17 protein-coding genes and 1 pseudogene are annotated in these 16,411 nt (G+C 40.0%); 12 read left to right on the top strand and 6 right to left on the bottom strand.

The window, feature by feature from the left end; genetic code table 11:
- Position 1 precedes the first annotated feature (1 nt).
- The 6 genes and pseudogenes from ACSZOX_RS12895 (at position 2) to ACSZOX_RS12920 (ending at position 2,828) form a co-directional block, all read left to right on the top strand.
- Positions 2 to 466, top strand: a complete 465-nt coding sequence (locus tag ACSZOX_RS12895; RefSeq protein ID WP_437920409.1) for a hypothetical protein — start codon at positions 2 to 4, stop codon at positions 464 to 466.
- A 272-nt stretch (positions 467 to 738) separates the two neighbouring features.
- Positions 739 to 1,005, top strand: coding sequence for a hypothetical protein (locus tag ACSZOX_RS12900; protein WP_437920410.1), 267 nt, complete (start codon positions 739 to 741; stop codon positions 1,003 to 1,005).
- A 2-nt stretch (positions 1,006 to 1,007) separates the two neighbouring features.
- Positions 1,008 to 1,286, top strand: a complete 279-nt coding sequence (locus tag ACSZOX_RS12905; protein WP_437920412.1) for a hypothetical protein — start codon at positions 1,008 to 1,010, stop codon at positions 1,284 to 1,286.
- Positions 1,287 to 1,486: 200 nt separating this feature from the next.
- Positions 1,487 to 1,963: pseudogene (locus ACSZOX_RS12910) on the top strand (SMI1/KNR4 family protein).
- Between the two features lie 37 nt (positions 1,964 to 2,000).
- Positions 2,001 to 2,291: a hypothetical protein gene (locus ACSZOX_RS12915; RefSeq protein WP_437920414.1), complete on the top strand. Its 291-nt coding sequence runs from the start codon at positions 2,001 to 2,003 to the stop codon at positions 2,289 to 2,291.
- A 12-nt stretch (positions 2,292 to 2,303) separates the two neighbouring features.
- Positions 2,304 to 2,828 (top strand): hypothetical protein, encoded by a 525-nt coding sequence (locus tag ACSZOX_RS12920; protein ID WP_437920415.1) that lies wholly within the window; start codon positions 2,304 to 2,306, stop codon positions 2,826 to 2,828.
- A 223-nt stretch (positions 2,829 to 3,051) separates the two neighbouring features.
- On the opposite strand, the gene ACSZOX_RS12925 is transcribed toward ACSZOX_RS12920, so the two are convergent.
- Positions 3,052 to 3,534, bottom strand: coding sequence for a helix-turn-helix domain-containing protein (locus ACSZOX_RS12925; RefSeq protein WP_437920416.1), 483 nt, complete (start codon positions 3,532 to 3,534; stop codon positions 3,052 to 3,054).
- Positions 3,535 to 3,964: 430 nt separating this feature from the next.
- Positions 3,965 to 4,132: a hypothetical protein gene (locus ACSZOX_RS12930; RefSeq protein ID WP_437920417.1), complete on the bottom strand. Its 168-nt coding sequence runs from the start codon at positions 4,130 to 4,132 to the stop codon at positions 3,965 to 3,967.
- A gap of 235 nt (positions 4,133 to 4,367) precedes the next feature.
- Between ACSZOX_RS12930 and ACSZOX_RS12935 the strand changes: the two genes are divergently transcribed.
- Genes ACSZOX_RS12935 through ACSZOX_RS12945 form a run of 3 tightly spaced genes read left to right on the top strand, consistent with a single transcriptional unit; the run spans position 4,368 to position 10,334 of the window.
- Positions 4,368 to 5,759, top strand: coding sequence for a redoxin domain-containing protein (locus ACSZOX_RS12935; protein WP_437920418.1), 1,392 nt, complete (start codon positions 4,368 to 4,370; stop codon positions 5,757 to 5,759).
- Positions 5,759 to 8,938, top strand: a complete 3,180-nt coding sequence (locus ACSZOX_RS12940; RefSeq protein ID WP_437920419.1) for a SusC/RagA family TonB-linked outer membrane protein — start codon at positions 5,759 to 5,761, stop codon at positions 8,936 to 8,938. Before ACSZOX_RS12935 ends, ACSZOX_RS12940 begins: the two co-directional genes overlap by 1 nt.
- 4 nt (positions 8,939 to 8,942) lie before the next feature.
- Positions 8,943 to 10,334 (top strand): RagB/SusD family nutrient uptake outer membrane protein, encoded by a 1,392-nt coding sequence (locus ACSZOX_RS12945; RefSeq protein ID WP_437920422.1) that lies wholly within the window; start codon positions 8,943 to 8,945, stop codon positions 10,332 to 10,334.
- Positions 10,335 to 10,400: 66 nt separating this feature from the next.
- Here ACSZOX_RS12945 and ACSZOX_RS12950 read toward each other — a convergent pair whose 3' ends face one another.
- The 4 genes from ACSZOX_RS12950 to ACSZOX_RS12965 form a co-directional block, all read right to left on the bottom strand.
- Positions 10,401 to 10,781 (bottom strand): hypothetical protein, encoded by a 381-nt coding sequence (locus ACSZOX_RS12950; protein WP_437920423.1) that lies wholly within the window; start codon positions 10,779 to 10,781, stop codon positions 10,401 to 10,403.
- Positions 10,782 to 10,913: 132 nt separating this feature from the next.
- Positions 10,914 to 11,402 carry a MauE/DoxX family redox-associated membrane protein gene (locus ACSZOX_RS12955; protein WP_437920424.1) on the bottom strand — a complete coding sequence of 163 codons (489 nt, stop codon included), beginning with the start codon at positions 11,400 to 11,402 and terminating at the stop codon, positions 10,914 to 10,916.
- Between the two features lie 360 nt (positions 11,403 to 11,762).
- Positions 11,763 to 12,872 (bottom strand): hypothetical protein, encoded by a 1,110-nt coding sequence (locus tag ACSZOX_RS12960; RefSeq protein ID WP_437920425.1) that lies wholly within the window; start codon positions 12,870 to 12,872, stop codon positions 11,763 to 11,765.
- The gene (locus ACSZOX_RS12965; RefSeq protein ID WP_437920426.1) at positions 12,865 to 13,854 is read right to left on the bottom strand and encodes a hypothetical protein; all 990 of its coding nucleotides are present in this window, start codon (positions 13,852 to 13,854) and stop codon (positions 12,865 to 12,867) included. Before ACSZOX_RS12965 ends, ACSZOX_RS12960 begins: the two co-directional genes overlap by 8 nt.
- Positions 13,855 to 14,114: 260 nt before the next feature.
- Between ACSZOX_RS12965 and ACSZOX_RS12970 the strand changes: the two genes are divergently transcribed.
- From ACSZOX_RS12970 to ACSZOX_RS12980, 3 genes are all read left to right on the top strand, one after another.
- On the top strand, positions 14,115 to 15,200 hold the full coding sequence (locus ACSZOX_RS12970; protein WP_437920427.1) for a hypothetical protein: 1,086 nt from the start codon (positions 14,115 to 14,117) through the stop codon (positions 15,198 to 15,200).
- Positions 15,197 to 15,544 carry a hypothetical protein gene (locus tag ACSZOX_RS12975; RefSeq protein WP_437920428.1) on the top strand — a complete coding sequence of 116 codons (348 nt, stop codon included), beginning with the start codon at positions 15,197 to 15,199 and terminating at the stop codon, positions 15,542 to 15,544. The genes ACSZOX_RS12970 and ACSZOX_RS12975 overlap by 4 nt, the downstream gene beginning before the upstream one ends.
- A gap of 65 nt (positions 15,545 to 15,609) precedes the next feature.
- Positions 15,610 to 15,744: a hypothetical protein gene (locus ACSZOX_RS12980; RefSeq protein ID WP_437920429.1), complete on the top strand. Its 135-nt coding sequence runs from the start codon at positions 15,610 to 15,612 to the stop codon at positions 15,742 to 15,744.
- Positions 15,745 to 16,411: the final 667 nt, after the last annotated feature.

Below are 16,411 nucleotides of genomic sequence, written 5' to 3' on the forward strand. Positions count from 1 at the left end.
TATGCCAGAATTCTTTGATATATCATTAATAAGCCGGAAAACAAGTACTTCTAAATCTGAAATGGGTGCTTGTTTAAATCAACTTGGTTTATCTGAAGGCGAAAATAAGTCAGAACTGTTTAAAGGAAAACAAATTATTGTTTCTTGCTTTGAAGATGAAGAAAGTGATTTTGATGAAATGAGTATTGGCATACCTGAACAGCTTTTTACTAAAGAAAATTTTGATAGTGAATTAGCACTGATTACAAATTTTGTAAATCAGTGCTTTCAGTGTAACCCACATTTAGAGTACGCTTTGTGTAGCTATGAATTAAATGGCTACCTTATTGGAAGCATTAAGAAGTATGAAGAGTTCAGCAATACTGACTTCCTAAAGTGTTTCCCTATAATTTATGAAAGAAAATCACCGCTTGAATTGCCGTTATTAAAAGCAAATACGGATGCTCAAGAAATTTTTAAACAATGAAGTTGCTTGTCAAAATATTACTGTTTGTTTTTGTTGCACTTGTAGCTAATGTGAAAGTAACAATTGCGACTATTACTTTTCCACATATTCAGCAAGCAACAAATTCAAATTTATTTCATAAAAGGATAACAAAGACGGAGTTTAAATTCTCAGAAAATGAATGGACGAATTGTTATCAAAATGAGAAAGATTTAGTAAATTATAGAAACTAGGGTAAAGGAGTTGAGGCAGATGTCGCTAAGACGGTCCTTTCAAGGACAGAAAGACTTTCAATGTTCAAAAATAATCTATCAAAAGCAACTAATCCATCAAATCCAAAAGATGCTTTGAGCTTAATCAATAAAACATTAGATGATATTGAATTGAGACATGCTGGTGGCAATGACAGGATGTTTGGAATTCTAGATGATAAGTATGTGACGTATCACAGCAATGGTAGTGCTACTGCTTTAACGAAGAGATATAGGATTGAAATTCAGTCTAATGGTATGTTTAGCATTTTTGAAAGAAAAACAGGGAATTTATTCTTTAGTAAATAAACATGGAAAATATTAAAAAGTTATTTCAATCTACAATCGAGTTCTTGAAATCAATGTCAATAAGGCATGAGTATACAAATTTTGATTCAGGGGCAATAATGTTAGATGTATGGCATAAAGATAAATTTTATGTTATTCAATTTGACGTTGATAACTACGTTGGGTTTTCTGAAGTGAATGATGACAATATGGAGTTTGATACTATTCCTGATGAGAAATTCTATGATGAAATAAAATATAAAAATAAATTGAAAAGTACATTTGTAGACGAAAGCTGCTAAGGGGGGAATTGCAAATTCTAAAGCAATGGGAAGTGCTATGGAACAGGCTTTAGGAATGTCGAATTCTAAAGCTGCAATCAATATCGGTGGCAGAACAAGATTTCCGGACAGATTATACTTATTGAATGGTGTATTAGAAGACTCTAAAAATGTGAAACATCTCCGGCACTGAATGTCTTAACAAATAAAAGAACATAAACATGGCTGTATTCTTACAAACAGAGACTCCACTAAACCTTTTTCAAATTGAAGAAATTGAAGAATTTGTTGGATTAAATTTTCCAAGGGAGTATAAAGAGCATCTGCTTAAATATAATGGAGGACGTTGTGAGCCAAATATTTTTAGTTTTAATGCGAATGGAAAAATCACAGAATCGTGTATTGACTGGTTCTTAGCGATATATGAGGGAGAATATGGCAATTTGAAAAAGTATATTCAGATATACAAATTATAGGAAAAACGTCTTCCTGACCATATACTGCCAATTGCTCACGATCCAGGGGGAAATTTGATTTGCATTTCATGCCATAAAAATGATGAAGGGTATATTTATTTTTGGGATCACGAAAATGAAGTAAATTATAATGTCTCTTCTGATGCAGATGATTCTAATTTACATTTTATAGCTAAGGGTTTCAAAGAATTCATAGATGGGTTGAAAGAAGAATTTGTATAAAAATAGAGTTGCCGCTAAGACGGGAACATAAGGTGGATTGAATTTATTTAAGTGGGGAGAGAAGACAACTACTACTACGCATGGTTGGAGAACAGGGGATTATATGTTGCACCTTCCTAACAAGGGAACACCTGCATTAAATTGGAAAGCTAATTATGGAGCATTACGTAGAGAAATGGGGTTAGGCAAACCGATATACGAAACATTCGTTCATCCAAATGGAGCATTAAGGTCAACAGGCGGTTTCTTAAACGCAGAAAGATTTACATTACAAAGTCGTGGTTGGATTTATAACCCCAAGTCAACGAGCTTGGTTACCACCAATTAAATAATTTAGTTTATGGAATTTAACACACTTGTAAAAACACAGCTTTTTCCGGTACTTCAAAAGTATGGGGTTGAGATAGCAGAAGAGTTTAAAAATATTCTTCGATTTCAATCTTCTGTTATTGAAATAAATATCGTTTATAATGATTGTGAAAAATCTTGCTATATATCAATTGGAAGGAAAGGAAAATCATTATATGAATTGAGAAATAATGCAGTTAGAGAACTTTTAAATTCTTCATTGTCAGTTGAACAGGTAACTCCGGAAATTTTTGTCCAAAACCTTTCTACGCTTTTTGAAACCAAAGAAGGAATTGCACTATTGAAAGGGGATATTGACGATTTTATAAAGTTTAAAATATCAGAAGATAATCATTACACATCTGAGTTAATGCAAAAGCAGATATTAGAAGTTGCATCAAAGGCTTGGGAAGCTAGTGATTATTTATCTTTTGTAGATAGTATAGATAAGATAGGCTTTAGTAAAATACCGCAGTCTTATCAGTTGAAGTATAAGATAGCCAAACAGAAGTTGTAGCAGATTATAAATAGAAAAAGCCCTGACTTACTTGCCTTTATGAAATGGTCAACGGTAGTGAGCAGGCATTCCTTTTCCTTTTCGGGGAGCATTGCAATATCCAGAAACCGTTTGAGCATAGCAGGGTCTTTAAACAGGTCTGCCTGTTCGTTTTCTCCCAACAGATAGCCCACCGTAGTATCTAAAATCTTAGCCAGCTTTTTTTTATGTAGAGTATTTGCCTTTATAAACCGACCAAAGGCTTCTCTCCATTTCCGTAAAAGTAATCGAAAAGTTCGCTGGGATTTAAGTCAAAAGCTTTTGCTAAGCCATAAACTTCATGCGGGTAAAGTGTTTCCAAGAGGCCATTCATCACTCTACTGAGTCTCGCTTTCTCTATGCCTGCATATTCTGCAATAGAATTTTGACTAAAAGTAAATGGAGTCAGAAATGTCTTTAGATGATTGGTGCCGAAAGTACTCCAATCTAATTTTTTCCATTTATGATCATGAAACACATTTTCACAGAGGTCATCAATATCAATTTTGATCAATTTTGCTACAATTAAGAATTTTATAGCAGAAAAACTCTGAGCACTAGTTCCGATTGTATCATTTATTTTTTGTTGCAGAAATCGCTTCTCTTCATCAGATACTAGACGCTGCTGAATTAAGGACGTTAATATTTGTTTAATTTCTTTAATTTTAATAGTCTTGTAATCAGTCATTTGTTTTAATCTGAAATATTTGTTTCACTTTTTTATTTTTTATTTTTATATTTGTTTAAATCAGTTTTCTGATTGAGTCTCGTTAACGAAAACGACGAATTTTCAATGAACGCGAGACGTAGGGTTTGCGAACCCCCATGCTTTTTGTAAGTTTGCAGAAAGAAGGGGCAAGCTCCCTATTCGAAATCGCGTTCTAGGCTCTTCGTCGTGCCTCGTTAGCGGTGGACAGTAGTGGAGCTTGCTTCTTTATATCAACAGCCTCCTCTATTTGCTCCGAATCTTTTTAACCACAAAATAAAGTAGCTTATGAGGTCACTCTTACTAACCAACACCAACAACACAGGATTGCAATCGCTAAGCGATGCTACACCTTGTTATCCGTGTAAACTGCTTGTCAAAAATATTATCCGCTCGCCGGCTTAAGGCGAATCTATAGGAAACAGACGGGTATTAATGCGGAAGAGGCTGCTCCATTTATGGTGAAGTGCCACTTCTGCATACCATCCGTCTGCTGACCGACCACCTTATAAAAGCCTGTAGCAGGATTTTGGTACGATGGACAGTCTAATTTGTAGATTCGCAACCCTAAAATTAGCATTTTCTGCCATTTTTCCTAATGTACAGCTGTATTTTTTATACGCTGTGGTCGGTTCACTTGCAGACCGTTTAGGGCATTACGTTATATAAAACCGATTATCTGATCTGAATTTCCTTGTTACGTAGTCTCTATCAAATTTATTTACTAACCGCGATGCGGCACTAAGTACGCTGGTTTAAAGGAAGCTGCAGCCCTTTTATCTCTGCTTATGCCAAATCGCATAAAACCTTAAAAAATGAAGAATTTTTATGAGGGTGGGAGAGGACTGCATGTCTTGGAATGGCTATCCCATCTATTCAAATCCAAGAACAACCGAAGCCGAACACTTTATTTCCGGTGCTTCGATTCGCAAAATATTCAGCAAAAAAAGAGGGATCTGCGGAAGATAATTCCAATTCAGGTACCCCTCATTTCTCAAGTACCTGTTAAGTACTGTTCAAGTACTGATGTAGTACTAAGCGAAAAGTACTTAACTGGAACTAGAAGGGTACTTTACGGGTACTTAAAAGGAACCGAAATTGGCTCGCCTTTTTTCGTAAAAATAAGGGATTTTGCTCATGGTTTCTTCGACTACTGTTCGGGAGCTGTTCGACTCGCTTCGAGCTGGACTCGAAGAACAGTCGAACAAGCCTCGAAGGAGGTACGAACAAGTGTCGAAGCGTACCCGAAGAACCTTCGAAGAAATGGATACCCGAAGAATCTCCTGCATTCGCTCCAGTTTTTAATATTTCAACGATCTACAGTGGTGTGCCTACTGCTGATAGTTTTAACCGTTTTGTTGTTTAGTAATCAGTTGCAAGCTCAGGAGCCCCGCAAGGACAGCGGGGCAAATGGGCATGCTGTTCGGACTGTATATGGAATCAACGGAAGGGTGAAAAATGCGCTTACGCTTCTTCCAATGGAGGCTGTACAAGTTGTCGATGTTATGTCGGGCAAAGAGACTTATACAGATCAGAATGGTTATTTTGAACTACAGGGATTATCAGAGATTGTGGGAAAGATCCGTTTATCGTTGTATGGATATGTTTCTACAAAGAAAGAATACGAAATCGATACTCTTGCTATAGATGGACGAGCCGATATCGTATTTTTGGATGTGGATGTTTCTGGCATTCCAGAAGTCGTATTGGGGGATTCGTTGCCCCCGTTATTCTGGCAGCTCCCAATTCCGGTATATAACCATGCATCGGGACGAACAAATATCACATTAGCAGAATATAGAGACCGACCATTTGTTTTGCTGAAATTTTGGTCAGTAGCCTGTGGACCATGTATAAGGGCTATGGAATATTTTAACCAGATAAGGCAGGAAGAGAAAATTGATATTCCGTTGCTCTCTGTGTATGTTGACAGTCCTGACCGGATTCAAGATTTTTTGAAGGCGAGAGATTGGGGTTTTCCAGTGCTTTACGGGGAGCAGACGCGATTGTTGAACGCTTTTTTTTATAGGGTACGGCAATATGGTGGTCTGCTTATACTAAAGGATGGCCGACTGTATGGTATGCCCTATACAGAAGATCTTAATGCTGTGATGCTTAGAAAACTGCTTGCCGGTGAGGATGTCAAGCTGAGATCTAAAATAAATGGTACCGAACATGATAAAAAGCGGAAGGGAGGAAAGATCTGATGCGAATAATGCTCTTTTTGTTAATTTACGCTGCGCTTGCTTCCAATTTAAAAGGGCAGCAGCTTTCTGGACGTGTACTGGATAATTCTTCTGGAGAAGCGGTTGGTTCGGCAACGGTGCGTATTGCAGGTAAGGAACCGGTTGTGCATGCCGATATGATGGGGTATTTTCGGTTGAACTGTAATCTTGCTGATACCCTTATCGTAACCGCTACCGGTTATAAAAAAAGGATGTTGCCTATAGACAATTTGGCTGAGTTGATTGTGCTGCTTGAAAGCAATAGCCTCCAGATTGAGGAGGTCAATATTAATACAGGATATTATCTGATGTCAAGGGAACGTGCAGCAGGTTCTTTCTCTCTGATCGATAACAGTGATCTGAGCAGGAATCCCGCTTCGAATATTATTTCGCGTCTAGAGGGGCTGGCGCCAGGGCTTCAATTTGTGAATACAAATGGGGCTTCCAAAGAGGATATCCGTATAAGGGGGCTTTCGACGATCGAATCTGATGCAACGCCGCTGATCGTATTGGACAATTTTCCCTACGAAGGGGATATAAACAATCTTGATCCCAATGACATTGAAAATATTTCTGTGCTGAAAGACGCTGCTGCCGCTAGTATCTGGGGTGCAAGGGCCGGTAATGGAGTGATTGTCATAACGACGAAAAAGGGAGGCAGAGATGGAAAGATGCGTCTTAACTTTAATCAGGTGCAGTTAATGGGAGAAAAGGTGACACTAGATTATGGTAGTTCTTTTTTGCCTTCTTCCGCACAGATGGAAATAGAAAAGAAGAAATATTTGGAGGGAAGCTATTCGTTTAATAATGAAACCGCTATACCTCTTTACGTTGATCTCTTGAAACAAGCTGAGCAAGAGCTAATTACTGCTGATGAACTGCAGATTTACGAACAAAGGTTTTTAGCGGCTGACATAAGGCGCGAGGCAGAAAAATATTTGTACCGTGGAGAAAGAAATAGTCAGTACAACCTTGGAATGGCAGGTGGTAACGACAGAAATAGCTTTCAGGCTTCTTTTGGATATATGAAGGCTTACCAATCTGTCATTGGTGACCACAATAGGCGATTGAATCTTAATTTTCGTAATGATTATCGTCCGTTTAATTTTTTGGATATTGGTCTTGGACTAGCTTATGTTGAACAGGATGCTACATCGAACGGAATCGATATAGACGATCTTGCAACCAATACGAGTTTTCCTGTTTCTTCTTATTACAGGCTGATGGGAGAAGATGGACCTGCTGCTGTAGTCTCTGGTATACGTTATAGTTATGCGGAACAAGCTTCCAAAAATGGCCTGTTGGACTGGCTCTATAGACCGCTTGCTGACCGCAATCTATCAGATAATCGGTCATGGTCAAACGAGATTCGCTTCGGTGCAGAGGTGAAGATCAAACTGGTGGGGGGTCTTTCGTTAAGTACAAATTACCAGCTTACAAGAAATAAAAACGGGAGCAGCACGCACTACCTTAAGGATAGTTATTATGTGCGGGATCTGGTCAATCGTTTTACACAGGCTGACGGATCAATGGTAATTCCTTACAATGGGATCTTGTCAAGTGGTAATCCTGGTGAAGGAATCTCTCATTATGGCCGCAGTCAGTTCGATTACGATGCATTATGGAAAGGTGCTCATCGACTCACGGCTCTTGCAGGGCTTGAAATGAGGCATGCACAGAACGAGGTTTTCCCAGGATCTATTCTTTATAATTATAACGATGAGTACCTTACTGGTTCCAATCAATATAATTTTTCACAACTTTATACGACTAGACCTAATGGCGCAACGCGCTATATCCCCTCGGCATCTAACAGGCATGCCTTGGGCATAAACCGGGACTTGTCTTATTTTGGTAATGTAGGTTACTCTTTTAGGAATCGCTATGTATTCAATGGTAGTTTAAGATGGGACGGATCAAATCTTTTTGGCGTAAAGGCCAACCAAAAAGGAGTGCCACTTTGGTCTTCGGGAGTGAGTTGGGATGTGAGCCAAGAGTCTTTTTATCGTTTGGGAGGTTTCCTGCCTTACGCCAGATTGCGGATAACTTATGGTGTGGCTGGAAATGTGAACAAAACGGTGACCCATTACCCAACGGTGCAATATGGCACGAGTTTCCTAGGTTTGACGGACGCCACACTCCTTAGTGTGGGTAATCCATCGCTGCGTTGGGAAAAAGTGAGTACCTTCAATTTTGGCCTGGATTTCGGTTTATTTGATAATGTCTTGAGAGGGAATGTAGACTATTATATGAAGGATGGGACAGATCTGATCGGTGACGACTATATGGATCCGACAACCGGTGTTACAGGAAACTATAAGATTAATTACGCTGATATCCGTTCCAAAGGTTTGGACATGGCTCTTGTTTTGAAGAAAAAATGGCATAACTGGGGCTGGACGAGCGGATTTAACTATAGCCTGGTTCGCAATGCTGTTCAGAATTACCGTACGGATGATAATTTGGAACTTTATAATTTTTTTAATGCGCCTTCTCCTCCTGCAAAGGGCGTGTCTAGAGATGCTATATATGCGATACCCTGGAATGGATTAAATGCTGAGACTGGACAGCCTATTATCTACATGGACGGTGAGAGTAGCCAGGATTATAATACGTATTATCAATATTACCTTACGAAAGATATGTTGGCTAACGCGGGAGTGTCTGTCCCCACACATTACGCAACTTGGAGAAATGCATTTCGATATGGATCATTTGAGATTACTGCTATGTTGTCATGGAAGGCGGGGTATGTATTTCGGAGGGCGAGTATGGGACAGGGTGACGAATATTCTAATATCTATCACCGGGATTATTTAAAGCGATGGGAAAAGCCCGGCGATGAGCTGTTTACAAATGTTCCAGCTGCTGTCACTATGAATGAGGTAAGCAATTATGCCGGTGCTAGATCGGCTTATGTTTACAGTACTGCTCTTATCGAGCAAGGTGATCATTTAAGGTTGAAGGATATTACGCTCTCTTATACCTTCACGGAGGTGTTACTTCGTCAGCTCCGCTTAAGAGGCTTATCGTTGGGGCTTCATGTCAATAATGTTGGACTGCTCTGGAAAAAGAACAGACTGGGAATCGATCCGGATGCGGTAGATGCATGGTCTGTTTCACCGCGGACTTATTCGCTTTCTTTAAATCTTAATCTCTAATAGCATGACAAAGACAAATAAATGGTTGCTTGTATGTTTGCTGCTGATTACTTCTGGATGTTCTAAGGGCTTTCTGGATGTGAAAAGCAGTGCAAGTATAGCGAATCCATCGACAATTGAAGATTTTCAAGCTTTATTGGATAATGCGGCTGGAGCGATGAATTCGCTTCCTCCGATTTCCTTAAATTTTATTGCCGGAGAGGAATATCGGATTACATCTGCGGTCTGGAACGCTGTTCCTGTAACAAACAATCGTATCCAACAGAAAAATGCATATATCTGGGCGGCGGATGTGTATCAGGGTGAGTCGGGGAATGATTGGGACGAAGGTTATAAAAAGATTCTGTATGCAAATATCGCATTGGAAGGAATTAATGGGATCTCAGCTCCAAGTGCTCAGATAGATGCTTGGAATAATGTGAAGGGCTCGGCACTCTTTTACCGAGCTTGGAACCACTATCTTTTGGTTCAGCAGTTCTGCAAGATGTATAGCCCCGCAACCGCAGATGAAGATTTTGGGTTACCTTTACGTTTAGAAGCGGATGTGACTATCCGATCTGTTCGGTCATCGCTTAGGCAAACTTATCAGCAGATTATGGATGATCTGTTGGATGCAGTTGAGCTCCTTCCTGCAAATGCGGCAGCAAAGAGCCGACCCACGGAAAATGCTGCACGCCTCCTCCTTGCAAAGGTTTATATCGATATGGAAAACTATGATAAAGGGTTGGTGCAGCTCGACGCTATGGGTGATTTACCACTTCTTCTCATTGATTTCAATGGGCTGAGCAAGACAGCTACTTATCCCTTTTCCGCAGATTATGGCGCCACTAATACTGAAATGTTGTTTTTCTGCTATGTGGCGAACTTTACCATAATGAATTCCACCCGGATGAATGTTGAAGAAGATCTCCTTGGTCTTTACGAAATAAATGACCTGAGAAAAACGGTGTATTATCTGAAACATTCGCAGGGTAATATTTACTATCGAGGGTCTTACCTTGGAATGAACCAATATTTTTTAGGTCTCAGTATTCCGGATGCTTTACTGTTGAAAGCGGAGTGTCTTGCTCGAACCAATCGTTTGGAAGAGGCTTCAGCACTCTTATTTAGTTTGCAGCGTTCGCGCTTTAGTACGGATGCTACCGTGAACAGATTTTCCTTTGCAAGTATAGAAGAGGCGGTGGCAACTGTGATAATGGAGAGAAGAAGGGAGTTGGCTTTTCAAGGGCAACGTTGGTCTGATCTGAGACGGTTTAATAAAGAGGGTGTTCATGCTGTTACGCTTTCACGCGAGATTGATGGAACGGTTTATACGTTGGCACCGAATAGTGATCGGTATGTGTGGAGAATCCCGGATGAGGTAATAACGCTCTCAGGGATTGAACAGAATCCATAAAGATGGGGGAGGCGCATAGTCTCCCCCATCTCTTTGATACAGCCCTGTTATTATACTGTTGGTTGATTACTCCTCTTCTCTCGCGTAACCGTCTGGGGAAGCAGTGCCACCACTGGTAATGCTAGCTCCGGCATTAAGCGCTTGTTGGACAGTCATATCCTCAATTGGGGTTGCAGAACTGAAGTTTGTCAAATCTAAGTGAACCTGGCATGGTTTATCTGGGTTCGACACGTTACAGTTGCCAGATGGTGCAGACGAACTTACGAAAGCATCAATCTGTTGTGAGGATTTGTTGTTTTGGTCTGACGGGTTTACACTGATACTGTACCAGCCTGTTGTAGAGGCAATGGTGCTGCTCTCTGGCGTATTCCAAGAAATAGCAAATACACCCGCTGCTGCAAATGCCAACAGACCAAATCTGTCAAATTTTTTAAATAGATTTCTCATAATTGAAATTATTTAATGGTTAGCGTGCTTTGATTTCCTCAGGTCCATTGCATGACCTGCCTGCCGGTATTCCAAAGGTGTTTACCGGAAAGGGAATCCTTGATGGGGTAGACCTTGTCCCTTGAAGATAAATCACGATGAGATATTATCCTCCTTTCTGCTTGGTTCGGAAACGACGTCTTTTCCCGCCCTGCTTTTATGGGCCAATACCAAAATGGATATACCTAAGATGATAAATAGAATGTTGAAAAGGATGTGCTCGCCTGCACTGCGCTGGGGAAGGATACCTGCACAGATGCATGGATTTTTTCCGAACAGCCGTGTTATGCCTGTCAGCAGGTAAAGGCTGAATAGAGAAAGAAGAGCGATGGAAAAGCGTATTCCCCACAGTTTGTTTTTGGGAATAAGCAGCAGATAGACTAGCCCCAGTTCTAGCAATGGAATGAGCCAGAATAGTATGCTTGCTATATACGAGGGGAATAGCTGCTTGTGCATCTCTGCGCGGCTTAATTCCCAGTGGGCGAGTTTGCTGATCGCCGCATAGCTCCAGAGAAGGATAAAGCTATACACCACGGTATGCATGTAATTTTTTGTGATTGGATGTATTGCTTCTGCTTTCATGATCTGTGTTGTTTTTGATTTCCTATTTCAGTGTCTATACGACCTCTGCTCTTTTGCTTTAGGTTAAAGTTCGTTCAAAAAACAGGTGAGCGTGGGGATGACAGATTTTTAAGCCGTATCGTTTTTTTTGATTTAAACAGATGCTTTGAAGGTGAAAAGAGATTGCTGTGCAAAAAAAATGTGCTGTGTAAAGATGAGCTGATTGTATTATAACAGAGGTATAAGACACTGAAAGATTGGTTTTCTTGACAGTATGCAAAGGGGGAGAAAAGGGATCTCCCCCTCTTTTTTGAGGTTGGTAGATCTGTCCTATGTTTTTATAGCCATTTATGGTTGAAATGTGTCGGGGGCTGGTTCCTATTAGAAGGTTTTGAAATCTTTTTCCAGTAGGTTGGCCATTTCTTTTAGTTTTTTACGGATCACGATGGCTGCGATCTCTAAATCGACCTTGTCAAATTTTTCTAATGTTTTACACGAAATGTTTCTGTTGGTTTTACTTTTTACATACTGCGAAAAAGCTTTGGCAGCCTCTCTTTTGGTGGAATATTGGAAGAGTTGAACTTTATGGCTATAATGGAAAAGAATTGTCAGCTCATCGGCATTGAGGTTACTTAACAAGACTTCTGTATCGGCTATCGGCTGAGATTCGCTTTGTTTTTTCAATCGGCTCTTCTTCCGCTTTAGATAGTCCTTCATATGTTTTGCCAACGAGGGACGATCCAGATCGAAAACATAATTTTTATTGTGACTATGAAGCCGCAGTTTGTCTTCTTGTTGGAGGATATAGAACTCTTGGCTCGCATAATCGAGCATCTTTGTGAGTGTCGATTCCTGTTGTTGCTGCCATCGGTTGATCATCCCCATATAGTTGAAATTGTAGTTGAGAAGAGTCTGTATGAACCGGTATGTCCAGTTTTTCTTCCGCTGATCGGCTGCAAGTTCTTCCAGCGCATATAGAAACCGATCGAGATAGTGCCGGTGATGGTAATGTAGTGAAGGGAGTTTGCCTTTACGGAAAAGGCTCTCTATTGCTGTAAAGAGCTCGGAAAGATAACAGGAGGCTATGTTTTTTTGTTGCAGGCCATCTTGTATATAGGTGAGCCTTTGAATGGTTTCTTGGTAGAGTGTGTCTTGAATGTCTTGCCGTAGTGGGCTGCCAGCAAGTAGATGCTCGTGAAAGGACTGTTCAAATCTGTTCAGTAGTTGGCCAACGGTCTCAGGCAATAATGGGGGGATGTCTGTATCAGATATTATCGAATCATGGAACTGTACTAGTAACTTGTGGCAATGCTGGATCGCTTTGTTAGCCATATCAAAACTGCTGTAGTTGCGATAAATGTTATTTATTTCTAAGAACGTCTGGGCACAAGCTTCTTGTAGAGCACTTTTAAAAATGGCTTCTTCGTCCCTCTGTACTTGTTTGTTGCAGGTTGAAACGGTATCAAATAATATGTTTAACGCATTATTCATAATAACGTTTGCTAATATGGTCGTGGTACCATGGCCAACCTAGACTACCGCCATGTAGGTGCATAGAAATGGTATCACCTCGTTTTACTTTCGCGTATAATTTGGGATGTACGGTCAGCAATGTACTCTTTGTTTTTTTGCCGTCGTGATAGCTGATGTATAGATCGTATGTGTTTTGGTAGACTGGACATTTCTCTTGTACTACTGCTTTATAATTTTCGCCGGGGCGGTTTGTCCAAAATTCGCAGTTGATAACTGTTAATGCTGTTCTGAAGTAGAAAATAGTGGGTATACTCAGCAAGATAACTAAGTTGATGCGCCATGATAGCTTCTGGATACCATTTGGTATTTTTCTCCAAAACCGTATAATCAGTATGCCGGTAAAAACAATAGCAAGAATATGGGATAGAATAATTGTGGCGGAGTCATAGAGAAGCCGATATTCGATGAGCATGTTTAGCTTGACAGTGCAAAAGAAAAGATAAACAGCCAAAAGGCTAATCATAACGAAGGTTGAAGAAGACTTGCGCTCCTTTTGGATCAACAGCGCAATGACTAAGAGGCAGGCCGTCCAGTAAAGTATCCCGGAGGTCCTGTCATGGATAAATAGCATGTAATAGGTGCCTATTGAAGAAGATAAAAGCAAGAGCAGGTTACGAGGTGATAAGTAGGGATGGTAGACGCCTTGCTCGTTCTGCCGGTAAAGGATTGCGTGTAGCTGTTCAAAAAACATGCTCGTTCGTCTTGTCGCGAAAATAATGAGGATGTAACCAAGGAAAAACACGATAAAGATAAGCATAGTAAGAAGCAGGCCTAACAATAGATTTCCTAGAGAGCTTAGCCGGTCGTTTATGGGGTAGATAGCTGGTAGGGTCTGATCAATTAGCTGCGAAATGAGCCGACCTCCACTCCAGCATAACTGATAAGCGGTAATAATAATAAGGCCCCTTATAAGCCATTGGTTGTAAGATGTCGTTTTCATTTGGGTAGGCTAGTTATCTATGTAAATTTAGTAAGTTGCTGAGGGAAAGTTAGATGTTGGTTTTCTTTTTTTAACGAAGAGGCATTTTTGCGGATGAACTGTCGGATTTGTGGTTTGAAGCGTTAAATTTTGGGATAGAAAAGCATGATTTATTTTTGTCTATAAAAAAAGAATTATTGAGATCGGTTTTTTTCGTAAATTAATCTTTCCTTTTCCTGAATCTATTTTTAGGTGGAAGGCTGACCAGGTAGTATTAAATTATGAATACGGAAAAACAAGCAACAAAGCGTAGGTTAAAGGCTCGTTCATACGGACAGCGGTATCGTCACTGGGCGGTACAGGGGCTGTTGATTGCTTTTTTTTCTGGAACATTGTGTTTTTATGGTTATCAAGGAGGATTCTCTGCATGGATGATGGATGTACCATTCTTCAAGATATTGGGCCTTTTTGTTTTTGGATCTTACGTTGTTACCCGATATCTGTTCTGGATCAATGCTGTGTTGGATCGCGAAGTTCGTTGGGACAAAATGATGGGGGTTCGTATCGTGTATCAGGCGGTTATGTGTTGGGTATTACCTTGTTTTTTCTTTACGATGGTTTATGCGCTTCTATCGTATTTCTCTCCTTTGCAGATGCGTGAATCGAAGTTCATCCAGACAAATCTTTTCGTGGTGGCATTAGTGCTGTTGGTGACTAATTTATGCGGTATGTTGTACAATGCTTATAATCTGCTCGAAAGACAGGCAAGATACAGTACTGTGATAAAGAAACGAAAACGGAAGTTGGACGAAAAATATGGTATACTGGAAAGAACGTATGCTTCTCTGGTAGAACAGTCGGAATCATCGAGGGCTTTGATTGTACGTGTGGAGGAGCAGCTTGCAAAGTTGACTACGTCGGACTCGGATCAGATAGATACACAGGATAATAAAGATAGAAAAAGAGAGAAATTTAATGCCGGGCCTTTCATGCAGGATAAATATGAATTTAATGGGACAAAGGCTATTGAGTCGATGGAAATTAAAAATTTTGGGATTTTCTTTTTTAAAGATAAACAGGTTTGGTGTAACATGAAAGATGATCCTACTTTGATTATAACGAAAGAAGAATCGCTGAAAATGGCGGAAAGGAACTTGAGGGGACATTATAGAATTGTCGATAGAAAACATTGCATCGGTGGACATCTGATTTCGCGCTGTAGGCAAGTGAAGGGAGGGATTTTAATTATTTCGGTGGAAAAACCTATTCCGCAGGATTTTATCTTGTCCAGAGAGCGGTCGAAGAGCATTAAACCTTGGATTTTAAATTATGTGAAAATAGAGATAGATAAAGGAGATAAGCGATGAGGATAAGAAGAAAACAACAGTCGCTGGATGCTTTGATGTATCAGGTCGATATCGATAGTATCGAACGGAGTAAATGCCGTGGTACAGGGAAAGTGAAATTTAATAGTCAAGCGGAAGCTACTTTTTTCATGTATTGGCTCAAATGGAAATATAAGCGTTTTCAACGGCGAGCAAATAGTAGAAAGCGTGGTCATGGTAGGCCTAAGATTCGTTTTGTATATTTCTGTGTGTATTGCGATGGGTATCACCTCACAAAGCAACATCCGGAGGAGTATAAGCGGTTAAAGAATCTCTGGGAACGAAAGTATTCATTTTTGAAAGAAGGTGACGATAACCACCAATAACGAGATGAAATATTTTTTTAAAACTACTTTTATTAAATGATACGTGGGTCACTGACAAATTGGGTATGAGCGAAAGCACCTATAAGCGGGATGTACGCTTGGGATTGCTCAAGCCTATGCGCTTGAACGGGACGGATGTTTACTTCGAAGAGGACCTTTTGAAGGCTATGGGAGAGGGCCGAAATAAGGGCAGATGCTGAAAAATTTGTCATAACCTGATGTAAGTCTGTCGTAACCGGAACCTAGTTTGTGATAAACTGATATGCGTTTGTTATAAACTTGGATGCGTTTGGAGCAACTTTGGTTGCGGTTGTGACAAAAGCAGTCGCGGCTGTTTCAGATTGATATGCGGTTGGGGTGTCAGATGCAAGTTGACGATAAACTTGACTACGTTTGAGACAGACTTGGTTGCGTTTGTGATACACTTATTCTAGTTTGGGATAAAAGCAGTTGCGTTTGCGATAGACTCATATGCGGTTGAGACAAACGTACATCGGGTTGCTTCAGACTTAATGTCGGTTATGGGGGATTTTTTGTTGTTCCTGGCAGGAAAGAGGTCAGAAAGGGTCAAATTGGCAAGTATTATATTTCAGAAGGAACCCGTATTTGTCTATTACATATTAAAACTGTTTGATTAAATGATACGTGAGTATTCATCGGTTTTTATATCGTTCTGTGACTTTGGGGACTGTTGTGCTATGTAAAACATTTGCTTATACAAATTTTAATGCTAAAATTATTAGTTTTTATTATGTTGTTTTATTATATTTGTTGCTTAACCATTTATAATAAGCCATGCTAACAACACCTATTTACATTGATCCTGTCACGGATTATGGGTTCAAATTGATTTTTGGATCGGAGACA

The organism is Sphingobacterium sp. LRF_L2, from assembly GCF_965644235.1.
Classification (GTDB): domain Bacteria; phylum Bacteroidota; class Bacteroidia; order Sphingobacteriales; family Sphingobacteriaceae; genus Sphingobacterium.

Bases quoted from the DNA above. Each gene is read 5' to 3' on its own strand.
- ACSZOX_RS12895 (WP_437920409.1), top strand. From the start codon at position 2: ATGCCAGAATTCTTTGATATATCATTAATAAGCCGGAAAACAAGTACT.
- ACSZOX_RS12960 (WP_437920425.1), bottom strand. From the start codon at position 12,872: ATGAATAATGCGTTAAACATATTATTTGATACCGTTTCAACCTGCAAC.
- ACSZOX_RS12975 (WP_437920428.1), top strand. From the start codon at position 15,197: ATGAGGATAAGAAGAAAACAACAGTCGCTGGATGCTTTGATGTATCAG.
- ACSZOX_RS12930 (WP_437920417.1), bottom strand. From the start codon at position 4,132: ATGCTAATTTTAGGGTTGCGAATCTACAAATTAGACTGTCCATCGTAC.
- ACSZOX_RS12925 (WP_437920416.1), bottom strand. From the start codon at position 3,534: ATGACTGATTACAAGACTATTAAAATTAAAGAAATTAAACAAATATTA.
- ACSZOX_RS12965 (WP_437920426.1), bottom strand. From the start codon at position 13,854: ATGAAAACGACATCTTACAACCAATGGCTTATAAGGGGCCTTATTATT.
- ACSZOX_RS12980 (WP_437920429.1), top strand. From the start codon at position 15,610: ATGAGCGAAAGCACCTATAAGCGGGATGTACGCTTGGGATTGCTCAAG.
- ACSZOX_RS12950 (WP_437920423.1), bottom strand. From the start codon at position 10,781: ATGAGAAATCTATTTAAAAAATTTGACAGATTTGGTCTGTTGGCATTT.
- ACSZOX_RS12945 (WP_437920422.1), top strand. From the start codon at position 8,943: ATGACAAAGACAAATAAATGGTTGCTTGTATGTTTGCTGCTGATTACT.
- ACSZOX_RS12920 (WP_437920415.1), top strand. From the start codon at position 2,304: ATGGAATTTAACACACTTGTAAAAACACAGCTTTTTCCGGTACTTCAA.
- ACSZOX_RS12900 (WP_437920410.1), top strand. From the start codon at position 739: ATGTTCAAAAATAATCTATCAAAAGCAACTAATCCATCAAATCCAAAA.
- ACSZOX_RS12905 (WP_437920412.1), top strand. From the start codon at position 1,008: ATGGAAAATATTAAAAAGTTATTTCAATCTACAATCGAGTTCTTGAAA.
- ACSZOX_RS12955 (WP_437920424.1), bottom strand. From the start codon at position 11,402: ATGAAAGCAGAAGCAATACATCCAATCACAAAAAATTACATGCATACC.
- ACSZOX_RS12970 (WP_437920427.1), top strand. From the start codon at position 14,115: ATGAATACGGAAAAACAAGCAACAAAGCGTAGGTTAAAGGCTCGTTCA.
- ACSZOX_RS12940 (WP_437920419.1), top strand. From the start codon at position 5,759: ATGCGAATAATGCTCTTTTTGTTAATTTACGCTGCGCTTGCTTCCAAT.
- ACSZOX_RS12935 (WP_437920418.1), top strand. From the start codon at position 4,368: ATGAAGAATTTTTATGAGGGTGGGAGAGGACTGCATGTCTTGGAATGG.